The organism is Nonomuraea sp. NPDC048882, assembly GCF_040649755.1.
Lineage (GTDB): Bacteria > Actinomycetota > Actinomycetes > Streptosporangiales > Streptosporangiaceae > Nonomuraea > Nonomuraea maheshkhaliensis.
The window spans coordinates 628,999-642,550 of the sequence record NZ_JBEZGB010000005.1; the positions used below are offsets into that span (position 1 = coordinate 628,999).

Below are 13,552 nucleotides of genomic sequence, written 5' to 3' on the forward strand. Positions count from 1 at the left end.
ACACGGGGGTCAGGTGGACAGGAGTCTTGACGACCGCCGTCGCGAAGCCTTGGCCGCTGTGGCGCCGGGCACACCTCTGCGCGACGGCCTGGAGCGAATCCTGCGCGGACAGACCGGCGGGCTGATCGTCCTCGGCTACAACGAGGTCGTCGAAGAGGTCTGCAGCGGCGGCTTCCTGCTCGACGTCGACTTCTCCGCCACCCGGCTGCGCGAGCTGGCCAAGATGGACGGCGCCATCGTGGTGAGCGGTGACCACAAGATCGTCCGCGCGGCCGTGCACCTCGTGCCCGACCCCGCCATCCCCACCGACGAGTCCGGCACCCGCCACCGCACCGCGCAGCGCGTCGCCCTGCAGACGGGCCTGCCGATCATCGCCATCAGCAAGTCGATGCGCATCATCGCCCTCTACCTCGACGGCATCCGCTACGTCCTGGAGGAGTCGGCGGCCATCCTGTCCAAGGCCAACCAGGCCCTGGCCACGCTCGAACGCTACAAGCACCGCCTCGACGAGGTCTCCGGCACCCTGTCGGCCCTGGAGATCGAAGACCTGGTCACGGTCAGAGACGTGGCCGCCGTGGCGCAGCGCCTGGAGATGGTCCGCCGCATCTCCGACGAGATCAAGGGCTACGTGGTCGAGCTCGGCACCGACGGCCGGCTGCTCTCCCTGCAGCTCGACGAGCTCGTGGCCGGCGTCGACTCCGAGCGCGAGCTGGTCATCCGCGACTACCTCCCCGCCCCCGCCGGCCGCCGCCAGCGCCGGCTGCTCGAAGCCCTGCACGAGCTGGACAAGTTGTCGGGCAACGAGCTCCTCGACCTCTCGGTCGTCGCCCGCGTCCTCGGCCACACCGGCAGCGACCAGCTGGAGAGCCCGGTCAGCCCGCGCGGCTTCCGCCTGCTGGCCAAGGTCCCCCGGCTGCCCGCGACGGTGGTCGACCGGCTGGTCAACCACTTCGGCGGCCTGCAGAAGCTGCTGGCCGCCAGCATCGACGACCTCCAGGCGGTCGGCGGCGTCGGGGAGTCCAGGGCTCGCAGCGTCCGCGAGGGCCTGTCCCGCCTCGCCGAGTCCTCCATCCTCGAACGCTACGTCTGACTCCCCCTTCCGCCTGCTCAGCGGAGGTGGAAGACCCCCTTGGTGCTGCGCATCCTCCCCATCCGCACCGTCGCCACGTACGTCCCCGGCAAGGCCACCGACGGGGTCGCGCGGCAGTCGGAGCTCGACCGCCGCCGATCCCACTCCAGCGACCGCACGTACGGAACTCCCCGCTGCAGTTGCCTGACCTCCGTGCCCTCACCGCTCACACAGTCGGCCGTGGACCAGATGCGGTCGGCGCCCGAGGTGATGCGGATCTCCATCGCCCGCGGCCCCACGTCGGCGGTGCACATGACCGTGCCCGTGTTCACCAGCGTGACCATGAAGCTGGGACGGGAGTCGCCCGGGTAGATCTGCTCCTTGCCGCCCTGGAGGCTGAGCACCAGGTCCTGCTCGGGGCACGGCTCCCCCGGCCGCCTGGGCCGCTGGGTGGGCGTCGCCTTCGGGGTGGGGGTGGCGGGCGTGGGACTGGCCGTGCCCATGGCGAGCGTACGCAGCCCCGCGAGCAGCGGGTCGACGGAGGGCGTGGCGCTGACGCTCGCGCTCGGCGAGGTCTGCGCGCTGGACGAGCGCTCAGGGCCGCTGCCGCTTGAGCACGCCCACGCCACAACGGCCACCACGACGAGCACCGCCACCAGAAGGCTCATCCGGCGCCGCCAGTAGATGTCACCGCCGTCGCCACGCATCGTATCCGGGTCCATACACCAAGTCTGGTGACGGGTCAGCGACGGTGAGTGACGACACGCCGAGTCTTGGCCATCACGGAATACGCTTGACCGCGTGGTCGAGCCGAACCTCCTGCACACCGCCGTTCTGGACTGGTACGCGGACAACGCCCGCGATCTCCCCTGGCGTGCCCCCGACGCGACGCCGTGGGGGGTGCTGGTGAGCGAGATCATGCTCCAGCAGACCCCGGTCGTCCGCGTCCTGCCCATCTGGCACGAGTGGATGGAACGCTGGCCCACCCCGAAGGCACTCGCGGCCGAGCAACCCGGCGAGGCCGTCCGCCATTGGGGCCGCCTCGGCTACCCGCGCCGGGCCCTGCGCCTGCACGCCTGCGCCAAGGCCATCACCGACGAACACGGGGGCGAGGTGCCGTCCGACCACGAGACCCTGCTGGCGCTGCCCGGCATCGGCGAATACACCGCCGCCGCGGTCGCCAGCTTCGCCTACGGGGGCCGGCACGCCGTGCTCGACACCAACGTGCGGCGGGTGTTCGCCAGGGCGGTGCGCGCGGAGGAATACCCGCCGACCGCCACCTCGGCGGCCGAACGGCGGCTGGCCGAAGCGCTGCTGCCCGAGCTGGGCGCGGCCCGGTGGGGGGTGGCCGTGATGGAGCTGGGCGCCCTGGTGTGCACGGCCCGCGCGCCCCGCTGCGCCGACTGCCCGATCACCCACGTGTGCGCGTGGCGGCTGGCCGGCAAACCACCGCACGCGGGCCCGCCGCGCAAGGGCCAGACGTACGCGGGCACCGACCGCCAGTGCCGCGGCCGCCTGCTCGAAGTGCTGCGCAACGCGCACGGCCCGGTCCCGAAGGCGGCGCTCGACGCGGTGTGGGACGACGCCCCGCAACGCGAACGCGCTCTGGACGGTTTGATCGCGGACGGCCTGGCCGAAGTCCTCCCCGACGACACTTACCGCCTCCCCCACACCTGACCCACAGCCCCACCGATTCACGAACCACCACCGCACCCCAGGAGGCCGTTCACCGCACCCAGAGCGGGACCAGGCGTTCGGTGTCCCTGGGGGCCAGGGCGCAGGCGTCCGGCTCCGACACGCCGCTCGGGTTGCAGACCCGAGCCCCGGCCGGCGCGACCACGACCGACACGAACCCGTGCTCGGCGACTCCTCTCACGCGATCCACGGCGGCACGCCGTACTCGGTGCCGTCGGCGGTGAACGCCCTGGCCCCGGCCGCAGCCGTAACTACGGCCGTGTAGCCGGTCGCGGGGTCGGCGAGGACTCGCCGCACCGTACGAGCGGGCATGACGACCGTGTCACCGGCCGTCACCTCGAAACGCTCCCCACCCAGCTCGACCGTCGCCGCCCCGGCGACCCAGCTCCACACCTGCTCCACGTCGAAGTCGTGCACGGGCCCCTCGGCGCCCGGCTTGGCCTCGACCTTCCACAGGGCCCTTGAGGCCCCTCCCTGTGTCGGCGAGGCGAGCGTCGTCATGACCCCGCCAGGAGTCTCCGACCGCCGCGCCTCAGCCGCATGGATGACGGCCATGCCGCATACCCCCTAAGATAGGCAACCACGTTGTCCATATAGTTAACCAGGTTGTCTATCGTGTCAAGCCATGGCTTCGAACTGCCGCTACGCCTGCTGCTCGCGTTCCGGATGCTGATCGACGAGCTGCACGCCGAGCTCGCCCGGCAGGGTCATCCCGACATCAGGCCCATGCACGGCTTCGTCATGCAGGCGATCGGCCCGGACGGCACCACCGCCGTCGAGCTGGGCCGTACGCTGGGCGTCTCCAAACAGGCCGCGGGCAAGACCATCGACACCCTGGAACGCATCGGCTACGTCGAACGCACCACGGACGCCCGCGACACCAGACGCAAGATCGTCCGCCTCACCCCGTACGGCATGGACGCCCTCAACCGCTCAGCCCGCATCTTCGACACCCTGCGCGCCCGCTGGGCCGACGAACTGGGCGAAGACCGCCTGAACGCCCTGGAAGCCGACCTGCGCACGATGACGCCGGGCAACCCGTGGCGCCTGGACACCCCCGGCTGGTTCGGCAACCTCTGACCCACCTCCACACCGAGGCCCCCTCCTCGGCCTCCTTACCCAGGGCGACGCCTGGTCTCAGGATCAGACCTGACGCCCTCCATCCACCCGTTCCCATCGGCGACGGCCAGCGCCCGTGCCTGCCGCACCTGTACGCGAACGTCACCCCCGACCGGAGGAACCGAGGTGCCGAGCAGATCTCCGGGATGCAGGCAGGTCAACGGGCCGCTCGCGGTGTCGACGTCCACCCGGGTGGCGATGCCGAGCGCAACAGTACGACGCAGCGTTCCGGCCACCGGCCGTACGTCATCATCGCCCTGACCCGCGACGAAGTCGGACGAGTCGAGGATGAGATGCGTGTGCTCGGGCCGGGCCACGAGCGGATGGGGGCGGCCGGTGAGCGCCGGCGGGAGCAGGTTCGTGTACCCGAGCAGCCGGGCCGTGTCGGCGTCACTGGGATGGTCGAGCACCTCGGCGGTCGGGCCGTGCTGGCGGATGCGGCCGCCGATCAGCAGCGCGGTGTCCTCGGCCAGGGCGAGCGCCTCCTGCCGGTCGTGGGTGACCATGATCGTGGCGGTGGGCTGCCCGCTCAGCGCGGCACGCAGGTCGGCGATCAGGTCGGCGCGGGTGGTGCTGTCCAGCCCGGTGAACGGCTCGTCGAGCAACAGCACCTTGGGCCCGACCGCGAGCGCGCGGGTGATGCTGACCCGCTGGGCCTCGCCGATCGACAGACCGCGGACGTCCCGGTCGGCGAACGGCACGAGGCCGAGCGCCTCCATCCACGGCCACGCGCGCAGCCGGGCCTCACGCCGGCTCATCCCACGGAACCGCAGCCCGCTGATCACGTTGGCGGCGACCGTGCCACGGCGCAGGATCGGCCGTTGCAGCACGGCCGCGATGGCGTGGCGCATCAGCGGCCGGGTCGCGGGCCGGCCGTCGAGCAGGATCCGCCCGCTGACACGGTGACTGCTGAGCAGGCCCAGCGCACGCAGCAGGGTCGACTTGCCGGCTCCGTTCGGGCCGAGCACGGCCAGCGTGCGTCCTGACGCGACGTCCAGCTCAGGCACGCTGAGCAGTTCGCGGTCGCCGGCACGCACACACAGGTCCCGGCACCCAATCCCCGCACTCAGGCCGCTCACCGCATCCCCGACATCCCGGCCGCCCACCGCGCCCCCGGCGCTCGGGCCGCTCATCGCGGCTCTGCCCGCTGCTGCTGGACGAGGGTCAGTGTCAGGTTCACGCCGAACGCGATCACCAGCAGAATGAGCCCGAACGCGATCGCGAGCGAAAACTGCCCCCGGCTCGTGGCCAGAACCGCGGCAGTGGTGAGCACCCGGGTCTGCCCGACCAGGTTCCCCCCGACCATCTGCGCGGCCCCGACCTCGCTCACCACTGCCCCGAAGGCGGCCATCGTCCCGGCGAACAGCGGCAGCCTGGCCTCTCCGAGCAGCGCCGCGAACGCCCGCACCTGGTTCGCTCCCAAAGCCTGCATCTGTACGCGGAAGTCGGGATCGACCTGTTGCAGCGCGGCCGCGACCAGCGCGATCACGACGGGAGTGGCGATGGCGGCCTGGGCGATGATCATCGCGGTCGGCGTGTAGAGCAGCCCGAGCCCGCCCAGCGGCCCGCTGCGCCACAGCAGCACGGTCACGAACAGGCCGACCACCACCGGCGGCATGCCCATCCCCGTGTTGGCCGCCGCCAGCAGCACCCGCCGGCCGGGAAAGCGGGCCAGCGCCACGATCGCGCCCAGCGGCAGCCCCACCAGCAGGGCGATCGCGGTCGCCGTCAACGAGACGCGCAGCGTCAGCGCGATGATCGACCAGCTGTCCTCGTCCCCCGACAGCAGCAGCTTGATCGCGTCCACGAACCCGTCGAACAGCACGTCCATCAAGCGACCTCCCGGACGGTGCTCACTCGCCCAGCTTCGCTTCGTCCTTGCCGGCGTCCGGAGTGAACAGCGGCTGGCCGAACTTCGCCCGCCCGAACTCGCCGATGAGCCGCTGCGCGGCCGGAGCGACGATCCAGTCCGCGAACGCCTTGGCGCCGTCGGCCCGCACCCTGCCGCCGGCCTTCTGAGTCATCTCGATGACGTGGTAGACGTTCAGCAGACCCGGGTCGCCCTCGCTGAGCACCTCCAGCTCCAGGGACTCGCGCTGGCTGAGGTACGTGGCCCGATCCGACAGGGTGTAGCCGGCCTTCTCACCGGCGACCCGCAGCGTCGCACCCATGCCCTGGCCGGTGGACTGGTACCAGGAGCCGCCCGGGGTCACGCCGGCCTGGGACCAGAGGCCCTTCTCCTTGGCATGCGTGCCCGACTCGTCGCCCCGCGAGACGAAGACCGCCTTGGTGTCAGCGATCTTCTTCATCGCGTCCGCGCTGCTCGTTCCCCGTACGCCGGCGGGGTCGGCCTTCGGGCCGAGCAGGACGAAGTCGTTGTGCATCACCAGCCGCCGGGCGCCGGCGCTGCCCTCGGCGACGAACTTCTCCTCCGCCTCCGGCGAATGCACCAGCAGCGCGTCCGCCTCCCCGCGCCGCCCCAGCTCGATGGCCTGCCCGCTGCCGACCGCCACGGTCTTGACCTGCCAGCCGCTCTCGCGGGTGAACACCGGCAGCAGCTCGTCGAGCAGGCCGCTGTCCTGGGTGCTGGTCGTGGTGGCCAGGATGAGCGACTTCTCCGCCGGAGCCGCCGACGCGCTCGCGGAGGGCCCGCCGGCGGAGGGGGTGGTCCCGCATCCGGCCAGGAGAACCGCCACGATCCAGGCGATACCGATCAGGATCCCTCTACGCATGGCTGTGACCCTATCTGCGCTACTTCAGAGTAGTGCAAGGGTAAGTTATTGCGACGTGACCCGATATCGGGAGATCTGCAGCGACCTCGCCCACCAGATAAGCGCCGGCACCCTCCACCCCGGCGACGAACTGCCGGGGGTGCGCGAGCTCGCCCAGCAGTGGCGTACCACCGCCTCCACCGTCAGCCGCGCCCAGCGGCGGCTGGCCGACGCCGGGGTGCTCGAACTCGCCGAACGCCGCCGCGCCCGCGTGGCGCCCGGCGCCGCGCTCGCCGCCCGGCGTTTCCTGCACGAGGACCAGGTCTTCACCCTGGCCGGCAGTGACGACCCCGCGCTCGACCTCCTCGCAGGAATGTTGTCCGGCCAGTTGAAGATCACCCAGCGCGAGGGCAGCGTCTCCGGCCTCGCCGCGGTACGCGAGGGCCGCGCCGACGGGGCCGCGATCCATCTGCTGCACCACACCGGCGTCTACAACGCGCCCTTCGCGCGCGGCATGCTGCGCGGTCTCGAACCGCACCTGATCCACCTATGGCGACGCGAGCAGGGGCTGATCGTGCTACCGGGCAACCCGGGCCGCATCACCGGCATAGCCGACCTCGCGAACCGGCGCATCTCCACCCGCCGCCCCGGCACCGGAACCAGGATCCTGCTCGACCGCCTGCTCCTCGCCGCCGGCCTGGACCCGGACGACCTCAGGGGGCCGCAGGTCGGCACCCATCTGGAGGTCGCCCTGGCCGTGGCCACCGGCACGGTCGACGCCGGCCTCGGCATCCGCTCGGCCGCCATCGGCCTGGACCTCGACTTCGTCCCTCTGACGTGGGAGGACTTCGACATCGGGCTGGTCAGAAACGGCCTCGACCCGGCGGCCCACCTCATCGCCGCACTCCAGACCCCGGCCCTGCGCGAGAAGATCACCGCCCTCGGCGGCTACGACACGTCCCGCTCCGGCGAACTCACCGAACTCCCCGAACTCACCGAACTTGCCGAACTTGCCGACACAGAACGACCGGCGTCCGCTCAGCGCTGAGCGGACGCGGGGATCATCCCCTACGCGGCCAGTTGCAGACCCAGGCTGGTCAGATTGGTACGCGCCCAGGCCAGCTCCTCGGCCAGCAGCGACACCAGCGCGCCAGGCCCCTTGGCCCGCCCGGGAACCATGAGGTTGTGCGTCTCGACCTCGATGTGCGCACTGCCGCTCACCGCGCCCGACAGCAGGGCCGTCAGCGTGTCGTGCAGCACCGCGCCCGTGCTCGGCGTCTCACCCGTGTGGTTGTGCACGTGGCCCAGCTTGACCACGGGCGCGCCGGCCGCGGCCAGCCCCTTCAGCGCCACATCGGGCTCCTCGGCCCCGCACGCGAGGTGGCAGGCGTCCAGGCACACGCCCAGGTGCTCGGAGTCGATGCCGCCGACCCGCTCAAGCGCCTGCTCGGTGGTCTCCAGCACGCAGCCGGGCCACGGCTCGAACCCGACCCTGATCGTCTTGCCCGTGGTGCTGTAGATGCCGCGCAACTCGCGGGCCAGCCGCTCAAGCCGGCGCGTGGCGATCGAGTGCAGGTCGGCGGGCCAGTCGCGGCGCCAGCCGATCGGGATCGTCGAGATGCTGCCGAACCGTACGTCCTCGGGCAGCAGGAACGCCAGGATCTTGGCCAGCGCCATCGTGTAGCGGTAGCGCTCCGGCTTGGCCCAGTCGGGCCCGGGGACCTCCTGGTTGCGTCCGCCGGTGCCGTTGAGGCTCACGACCTCCAGGCCGCGCTCCTCCAGGGAGCGGCGCAGCCGTACGAGCTCGATGCGGTCGGCGGTGAGGTGGTCGGCGACGGCAGGGGACAGCCAAAGCCCGATGCCCATCCGCTCCACGCCCAGTCGCTTGCGCACCGGAACCGCGTAACGCGTCAGGTGGGCGATGAGGTTCTCCAGGTCCTCAGCGGGGTGGACGCCTGCGTTGTAGGCGAGGTGAACGAGCGTTCCGTCATCGTGACGCAGGCGCATCGGTTTCCTCCACGGCTTGCTTTGAGTGTTCCCTCGCCCGCCTCGAAACGTACGAGCCATGTGAGCATGCCTGCTTGCGGGTGGCACGCGCGTCCGCCCTGAGTTGACATCTCGCTACTCCCTGCGGAGCAGCCTTCAGCCTAGGAACACGCACTTGTCGCTCACTTGGATGAGACTTGGCGAAGCTCTACGCAGTGTAGTACTACTCGCGGTGGCGTCATACCCGTTGACCCAACAATTACGCAACGACCGCAACCTTCTCACTTCCGGCCATCTCGTACGGTGAAGATCACCAAGATGCTCCCGTACGCGGCCCCAAATCCCCCACACCGCCCCATTCCCCCATACATAGGCCCGGGGGTCCCCACGACCTCCGAACACCTCCCCAGCACCCCCACAGAGCCACCCACCCCTTTCTCGGGCGGAGTGCCACGGTGGCCCCCACCCGAGAAGCGGGTCACAACCCGGCGCCGCCGGTCGCGTCGATCACCCTGCCCGTCACCCAGCGAGCGTCGTCGGAGGCGAGGAACGCCACGACGTCGGCGATGTCCTCGGGCTGCCCGACCCGGCCCAGCGCGTGCAGCGACGCGGCGTTGGCCAGGGCGTCCGCGTTCCCGCGCAGCCATCCCGCGTTGAGGTCGGTGTCCACGATCCCGGGGGCAACCGAGTTCGCCGTGATGCCCCGCGGGCCCAGTTGCTTGGCCAGGTTGAGCGTGAAGGTGTCCAGGGCGCCCTTGGAGGAGCCGTAGGCGCTGATCTCCGGCATGGCCAGCCGGGCCGCGCCGCTGGAGATGTTGATGATCCGCCCGCCGTCGCGCAGCCGGCTGAGCCCCTGCTGCACGATGAAGAACGGCGCCCGCACGTTGACCGCGAAGACCTCGTCGAACTCTTCCTCCGTGAGCGAGGCCAGGTCCGAACTGCGGCCGATGCCGGCGTTGTTCACGATGATGTCGACGCCCGCCCGGAGCGAGTGCCGCTGGACTTCGGCGTCGAACGCGGCCCACAACGCGGCCGCGTCGCCGTGCCTGCCCAACTCGGCCCGGAGCGCGAACGCCCGGCCGCCGTTCTTGCCGATTCGTTCCACGACCTCGCCGGCCGCAGCCTGATCGCGGGCGAAGGCGACGGCCACGACGGCGCCGTCCCGGCCGAGCCGCTCGGCGATGGCTCGCCCGATCCCCCTGCTGCCGCCGGTGACCAGTGCCACCCTGTCCTCCAGCACACGTCCGCCCATGAACGTCCCGCCTCTCATTTTTTGAGTGTTCACTCAACAAGTACGGTAACACTACTTCTTGAGTGAACGCTCTAGAATGTGAGTCATGGGGCAAGCAGGCGCAGCACGAGGCCGTCCGCGTACGTTCGACCGTGACACGGCACTCGCCGCGGCCACCCGGCTGTTCTGGGAGCGCGGCTACGAGGCCACCTCGCTCAACGAGCTCACCGAGGCGATGGGCATCAGGCCAGGCAGCCTGTACGCCGCCTTCGGCGACAAGAAGGCGCTGTTCAAGGAGGTCGTGCACGCCTACACCCGCTCGCCCGTCGGCGCGTTCGTCGGCGTGGCCCTCCGCGAGGAGCCCACGGCGCACCACGCTTTCGCCCGCATCCTGTGCGAGGCCGCGGCGATCTACCCCGACCCTGCACATCCCGCCGGCTGCCTGACCATCAGCGCCGCCACCAACGTGACCGTCCAGGACACCGAGATTGCGGCGTTCCTGCGCGATCTGCGCAACACGAACCTCGCGATCTTCCAGGACCGCCTGCGCGCCGCTCAGCAGGACGGCGAGCTACCCCCGCACGCCGATCCCCGCGCGCTGGCCGGATACTTCGCCGCCGTCATCCAGGGGATGTCGCAACGCGCCCGGGACGGAGCCGACGCGGCCGAACTCACCCAGATAGCCGACCTGGCCCTGACCGCCTGGCCAAGACACGAGCCAGGCCACTCCGGCTGACACCCGACCCCACGCGACCAAGGCCACCCAAGCCGACGCACAGCCCCGCGTGACCCCAGACCGCTCAAGCTGACGCACAGCCCCGCGTGACCCAAGCCCGCCCACGGCACCGCACGTTACCGCCGCCTCCGCACGCCTGTCCGCACCCGCCTCCGCACATTCGCCATCAGAGAGCGGGCGTCGTCAGAGAGCGGGCGTCGTCAGAGGGGGTCGGCGCGTCTTTCCAAACGGCCGCCACCCGGCGGAGTGATGATCATGATGGTGCTGGGGATGTCGAGCTGGATCCGGTGCCACCGTCCGCGCGGGACGATGGCGGCGGTGCCGGCCGTCAGCCTGATCTCCTCCTCCTCTTCCCCCTGCCGCCCCGGACGTTGCGGACGTTGCGGACCTTCCGGCCGCGCCGGACGGAGGTAGAGGCGGATCTTGCCGATGACGCAGGACACGATCTTCTCGGCATCGGTGTTCACCTGCCAGTGGTCGGCGTGCACGTCGACACCGGTCCTGGCGTGGAACGCCTTCAGATGCCAGTCATCGCGCCCGGCGTCCACCGGCCGGGGACCGGCGTGGATCCTGCCACCCCTCGACAGGTGGATGCCGGACGCGGAGAGCTCGATCGGGGTCACGGTCATGGGGTTTCGGCGGTGGCGGTCAGGACCGCGCGGCCGAGGATGTGGCCGGCGATGGTGAAGCCGAGGTAGGCGGGGGTGGCGTCGGCCGGGACGCCGATGGTGTCGGTGTCGAGGGCGTGCACCACGACGAAGTAGCGGTGCGGGCCGTGCCCCGCCGGCGGGGCTGCGCCGAGGTAACGCGCCACGCGGGCGTCGTTGGCCAGTTGGTAGGCGCCTTCGGGGAGACCGGAGCCGGTGTCGTCGCCCGCGCCTTCGGGCAACGCGGTGACGGTGGCGGGGATGTCGGCCACGGCCCAGTGCCAGAAGCCGGAGCCGGTCGGCGCGTCCGGGTCGTACACCGTGACGGCATAGCTCTTCGTCCCCTCAGGGGCGCCGCTCCACGACAACTGCGGGGAGACGTCCTTTCCTCCCGGAACGCCCGCGGACAGCTGTGCGGCGGGCCAGGGAGCGCCGTCGGCCAGCGTGGTGCTGGTGACGGTGAAGGAGGGCGCCTCGGGGAGGCGGGCAAAGGGGTTGTTCACGTCTGCTCCTTCAGTGAGCTGGTGAGGAGGTCAGCCGACGAGTCGGCATCCACGAACGGCACCATCGAGGATGCCGTCCGGACATCATCGACCATAACATGAATAATCGATTATTTGGCGAATGGTCTATCCTGAGGACATGACGCAGACCGTCGGCCCATCGACGAAGCAGATGCTCTCCGAGCGGGTCCACGCCCGGCTCCAGGAAGCGATCATGAGGGGCGAGTACGCACCGGGCGAGGCGCTCAAGCCGCAAGAGCTGGCCCAGCAGCACCACGTCAGCCTGGCCGTCGTACGCGAGGCTCTGGTGCGCCTGGTCGGCGAGGGTATCGCGGTGCGACTGCCCAACCGCGGCTTCGCCGTCCCCGACTTCTCGGACCAGCGGTGGCAGCAGATCGCGGAGGCCCGCCGCACGATCGAGCCGGTCATGCTGCGCCTGGCGATCGAGCGCGGCGACCTCGACTGGGAGGCACGGGTGCGGGCGGCCCACCACCGCCTGACCCGCACGCCGGTGTACGTGCCGGAGGAAGGCGAGTACTACAGCAGCGCTTGGTCGGAGGCACACCGCGCCTTCCACCGGACACTGCTGGACGGGTGCGGCAACCCCGTGCTGCTGGACACGTTCGACCGGTTGTGGACGGCCGGCGAGCTGGCCCGCCGCTGGTCGGCGCAGCGCACCCCCGACCGCGACGGCGCCGCCGAGCACCGCCGCCTGGAGGAGGCGGCCCTGGCCCGCGACGCCGACACCGCCGCCGACGTCCTGGCCCAACACCTGACCCTGACCGTCGCCGCCCTCACCTCCGCCCCTGATACACCCGATGCACCTGATGAAGTCAGGCCACAGCTGTGACCTGCCACAGCCGGCGGTGCGGCCCACAACTAGCAGTCCGGCCCACATCCGGGCAGCGCGGCCCATAGGAGGCGGTGCGACCCACAACTGGCGGCGCGACCCACAAGCCGGGCAGCGCGGCCCATAGAAGGCGGTGCGGCCCATAGGTGGCGGTGCGACCAGCCGCAGCAGCCGATCCACTCAACGCCGCCGTCCTGGAGGGCCCGGCCATGCTCGGCATACTCGGGTCTACTCGCCTGACGTGCTTGCCCAACCGGCCGCCGATCACACGGTCGTCGCTCCGAAGCGCCGTCCTTGACGGCCATGCTCGGCATGCTGAGTTCGACTCGCCTGACGTGCCTGCCTGACCGGCCTCCAAGCGGCTGACCAGCCAGTTCGCCTGACAACCGCAAACGGGAAGACGTGGTCGGTGGTCCCGGAAGGATGCCGGGGACTACCGACGAGGCCATGAACAGACCGCACGGACGTCGCAAGCAAGCCGCACGGAGGTCCACCACCGCCAGACCCATCCAGTTGGGCGAGCTCGCGGCCGAGCGGGGCGGCGGCGACTACGTGCGCAAGCCGGCCAAGGAGATCATCCCGAACGAGCAGGCCGACATCCAGAAGATGTCCGGCTGGCTCACGTCGTGGTCTCTGCGCTGCTCCCACGACGGCTCACCGCCGACCTCGACCTCGACCTCGGCCCCGGCCCCGGCGCCGCGCGTAGGACGCGAAAAGCCCCCGCGTGATGATCCACGCGGGGGCTTTCCTCAGAACAGGGTCAGTTCTGGATCGGAGCGGCGATCGCGGCGGCCGAGTCCGGGATCTTCGAGGACGTCTCGCCCTTGAAGATGAACTTGGCGTTGTCGCCCTCGCCCTCGATCGTCACCTTCACGACCTGCCCCGGACGGAGCTCGCCGTAGAGGATCTTCTCCGACAGGGAGTCCTCCAGCTCGCGCTGGATCGTCCGGCGCAGCGGCCGGGCGCCCATGACGGGGTCGTAGCCGCGGTCGGCCAGCAGCTGCT

16 protein-coding genes and 1 pseudogene are annotated in these 13,552 nt (G+C 70.9%); 6 read left to right on the forward strand and 11 right to left on the reverse strand.

Features of this window, described 5'->3' with window-relative positions; genetic code table 11:
* Positions 1 to 13: 13 nt before the first annotated feature.
* Positions 14 to 1,090, forward strand: a complete 1,077-nt coding sequence (disA, locus tag AB0C27_RS21795; protein ID WP_357846594.1) for a DNA integrity scanning diadenylate cyclase DisA — start codon at positions 14 to 16, stop codon at positions 1,088 to 1,090.
* Positions 1,091 to 1,107: 17 nt separating this feature from the next.
* Here the strand turns inward: disA and AB0C27_RS21800 are convergent, their stop codons facing one another.
* Positions 1,108 to 1,791, reverse strand: coding sequence for a hypothetical protein (locus AB0C27_RS21800; protein ID WP_357846596.1), 684 nt, complete (start codon positions 1,789 to 1,791; stop codon positions 1,108 to 1,110).
* 79 nt (positions 1,792 to 1,870) lie between these two features.
* On the opposite strand from AB0C27_RS21800, the gene AB0C27_RS21805 reads away from it, so the two are divergent.
* On the forward strand, positions 1,871 to 2,746 hold the full coding sequence (locus tag AB0C27_RS21805; RefSeq protein WP_357846598.1) for an A/G-specific adenine glycosylase: 876 nt from the start codon (positions 1,871 to 1,873) through the stop codon (positions 2,744 to 2,746).
* A gap of 49 nt (positions 2,747 to 2,795) precedes the next feature.
* Here the strand turns inward: AB0C27_RS21805 and AB0C27_RS21810 are convergent, their stop codons facing one another.
* Positions 2,796 to 2,945, reverse strand: coding sequence for a hypothetical protein (locus tag AB0C27_RS21810; RefSeq protein WP_357846600.1), 150 nt, complete (start codon positions 2,943 to 2,945; stop codon positions 2,796 to 2,798).
* Positions 2,942 to 3,319 (reverse strand): cupin domain-containing protein, encoded by a 378-nt coding sequence (locus AB0C27_RS21815; RefSeq protein ID WP_346100830.1) that lies wholly within the window; start codon positions 3,317 to 3,319, stop codon positions 2,942 to 2,944. The genes AB0C27_RS21810 and AB0C27_RS21815 overlap by 4 nt, the downstream gene beginning before the upstream one ends.
* Positions 3,320 to 3,379: 60 nt before the next feature.
* Between AB0C27_RS21815 and AB0C27_RS21820 the strand changes: the two genes are divergently transcribed.
* The gene (locus tag AB0C27_RS21820) at positions 3,380 to 3,844 is read left to right on the forward strand and encodes a MarR family transcriptional regulator (RefSeq protein WP_357846602.1); all 465 of its coding nucleotides are present in this window, start codon (positions 3,380 to 3,382) and stop codon (positions 3,842 to 3,844) included.
* Between the two features lie 35 nt (positions 3,845 to 3,879).
* Here AB0C27_RS21820 and AB0C27_RS21825 read toward each other — a convergent pair whose 3' ends face one another.
* From AB0C27_RS21825 to AB0C27_RS21835, 3 genes are all read right to left on the reverse strand, one after another.
* On the reverse strand, positions 3,880 to 4,920 hold the full coding sequence (locus tag AB0C27_RS21825; protein ID WP_357846604.1) for an ABC transporter ATP-binding protein: 1,041 nt from the start codon (positions 4,918 to 4,920) through the stop codon (positions 3,880 to 3,882).
* A 92-nt stretch (positions 4,921 to 5,012) separates the two neighbouring features.
* Positions 5,013 to 5,714, reverse strand: a complete 702-nt coding sequence (locus tag AB0C27_RS21830) for an ABC transporter permease (protein WP_357846606.1) — start codon at positions 5,712 to 5,714, stop codon at positions 5,013 to 5,015.
* A 22-nt stretch (positions 5,715 to 5,736) separates the two neighbouring features.
* Positions 5,737 to 6,615: a substrate-binding domain-containing protein gene (locus tag AB0C27_RS21835; RefSeq protein ID WP_357846608.1), complete on the reverse strand. Its 879-nt coding sequence runs from the start codon at positions 6,613 to 6,615 to the stop codon at positions 5,737 to 5,739.
* Positions 6,616 to 6,670: 55 nt separating this feature from the next.
* On the opposite strand from AB0C27_RS21835, the gene AB0C27_RS21840 reads away from it, so the two are divergent.
* A complete protein-coding gene (locus tag AB0C27_RS21840) occupies positions 6,671 to 7,642 on the forward strand; it encodes a substrate-binding domain-containing protein (RefSeq protein ID WP_357846610.1) in 972 nt (323 codons plus the stop codon).
* Positions 7,643 to 7,662: 20 nt separating this feature from the next.
* Here the strand turns inward: AB0C27_RS21840 and AB0C27_RS21845 are convergent, their stop codons facing one another.
* Both AB0C27_RS21845 and AB0C27_RS21850 read right to left on the reverse strand, forming a co-directional pair.
* Positions 7,663 to 8,601, reverse strand: coding sequence for a TIM barrel protein (locus tag AB0C27_RS21845; protein WP_357846612.1), 939 nt, complete (start codon positions 8,599 to 8,601; stop codon positions 7,663 to 7,665).
* Positions 8,602 to 9,058: 457 nt separating this feature from the next.
* Positions 9,059 to 9,850 (reverse strand): SDR family oxidoreductase, encoded by a 792-nt coding sequence (locus AB0C27_RS21850; protein WP_357846614.1) that lies wholly within the window; start codon positions 9,848 to 9,850, stop codon positions 9,059 to 9,061.
* A gap of 67 nt (positions 9,851 to 9,917) precedes the next feature.
* Between AB0C27_RS21850 and AB0C27_RS21855 the strand changes: the two genes are divergently transcribed.
* Positions 9,918 to 10,547 (forward strand): TetR/AcrR family transcriptional regulator, encoded by a 630-nt coding sequence (locus tag AB0C27_RS21855; protein ID WP_357846616.1) that lies wholly within the window; start codon positions 9,918 to 9,920, stop codon positions 10,545 to 10,547.
* A 200-nt stretch (positions 10,548 to 10,747) separates the two neighbouring features.
* On the opposite strand, the gene AB0C27_RS21860 is transcribed toward AB0C27_RS21855, so the two are convergent.
* Entirely contained in the window at positions 10,748 to 11,176 is a 429-nt protein-coding gene (locus AB0C27_RS21860; RefSeq protein ID WP_357846618.1) for a cupin, read from the reverse strand.
* On the reverse strand, positions 11,173 to 11,697 hold the full coding sequence (locus tag AB0C27_RS21865; RefSeq protein WP_357846620.1) for a YbhB/YbcL family Raf kinase inhibitor-like protein: 525 nt from the start codon (positions 11,695 to 11,697) through the stop codon (positions 11,173 to 11,175). The genes AB0C27_RS21860 and AB0C27_RS21865 overlap by 4 nt, the downstream gene beginning before the upstream one ends.
* Before the next feature lie 139 nt (positions 11,698 to 11,836).
* Here AB0C27_RS21865 and AB0C27_RS21870 point away from each other — a divergent pair, with 139 nt between their 5' ends.
* A complete protein-coding gene (locus AB0C27_RS21870) occupies positions 11,837 to 12,547 on the forward strand; it encodes a GntR family transcriptional regulator (protein ID WP_357846622.1) in 711 nt (236 codons plus the stop codon).
* Positions 12,548 to 13,307: 760 nt separating this feature from the next.
* Here the strand turns inward: AB0C27_RS21870 and AB0C27_RS21875 are convergent.
* A pseudogene (locus AB0C27_RS21875) lies at positions 13,308 to 13,552 on the reverse strand (ATP-dependent Clp protease ATP-binding subunit ClpC); the annotation flags it as partial.

What these genes read in the sequence shown, in the direction of transcription:
- AB0C27_RS21835 (WP_357846608.1), bottom strand. Translation starts at nt 6,615, where the DNA reads ATGCGTAGAGGGATCCTGATCGGTATCGCCTGGATCGTGGCGGTTCTC.
- AB0C27_RS21855 (WP_357846616.1), top strand. Translation starts at nt 9,918, where the DNA reads ATGGGGCAAGCAGGCGCAGCACGAGGCCGTCCGCGTACGTTCGACCGT.
- AB0C27_RS21815 (WP_346100830.1), bottom strand. Translation starts at nt 3,319, where the DNA reads ATGGCCGTCATCCATGCGGCTGAGGCGCGGCGGTCGGAGACTCCTGGC.
- AB0C27_RS21845 (WP_357846612.1), bottom strand. Translation starts at nt 8,601, where the DNA reads ATGCGCCTGCGTCACGATGACGGAACGCTCGTTCACCTCGCCTACAAC.
- AB0C27_RS21870 (WP_357846622.1), top strand. Translation starts at nt 11,837, where the DNA reads ATGACGCAGACCGTCGGCCCATCGACGAAGCAGATGCTCTCCGAGCGG.
- AB0C27_RS21800 (WP_357846596.1), bottom strand. Translation starts at nt 1,791, where the DNA reads ATGGACCCGGATACGATGCGTGGCGACGGCGGTGACATCTACTGGCGG.
- AB0C27_RS21830 (WP_357846606.1), bottom strand. Translation starts at nt 5,714, where the DNA reads ATGGACGTGCTGTTCGACGGGTTCGTGGACGCGATCAAGCTGCTGCTG.
- AB0C27_RS21860 (WP_357846618.1), bottom strand. Translation starts at nt 11,176, where the DNA reads ATGACCGTGACCCCGATCGAGCTCTCCGCGTCCGGCATCCACCTGTCG.
- AB0C27_RS21850 (WP_357846614.1), bottom strand. Translation starts at nt 9,850, where the DNA reads ATGAGAGGCGGGACGTTCATGGGCGGACGTGTGCTGGAGGACAGGGTG.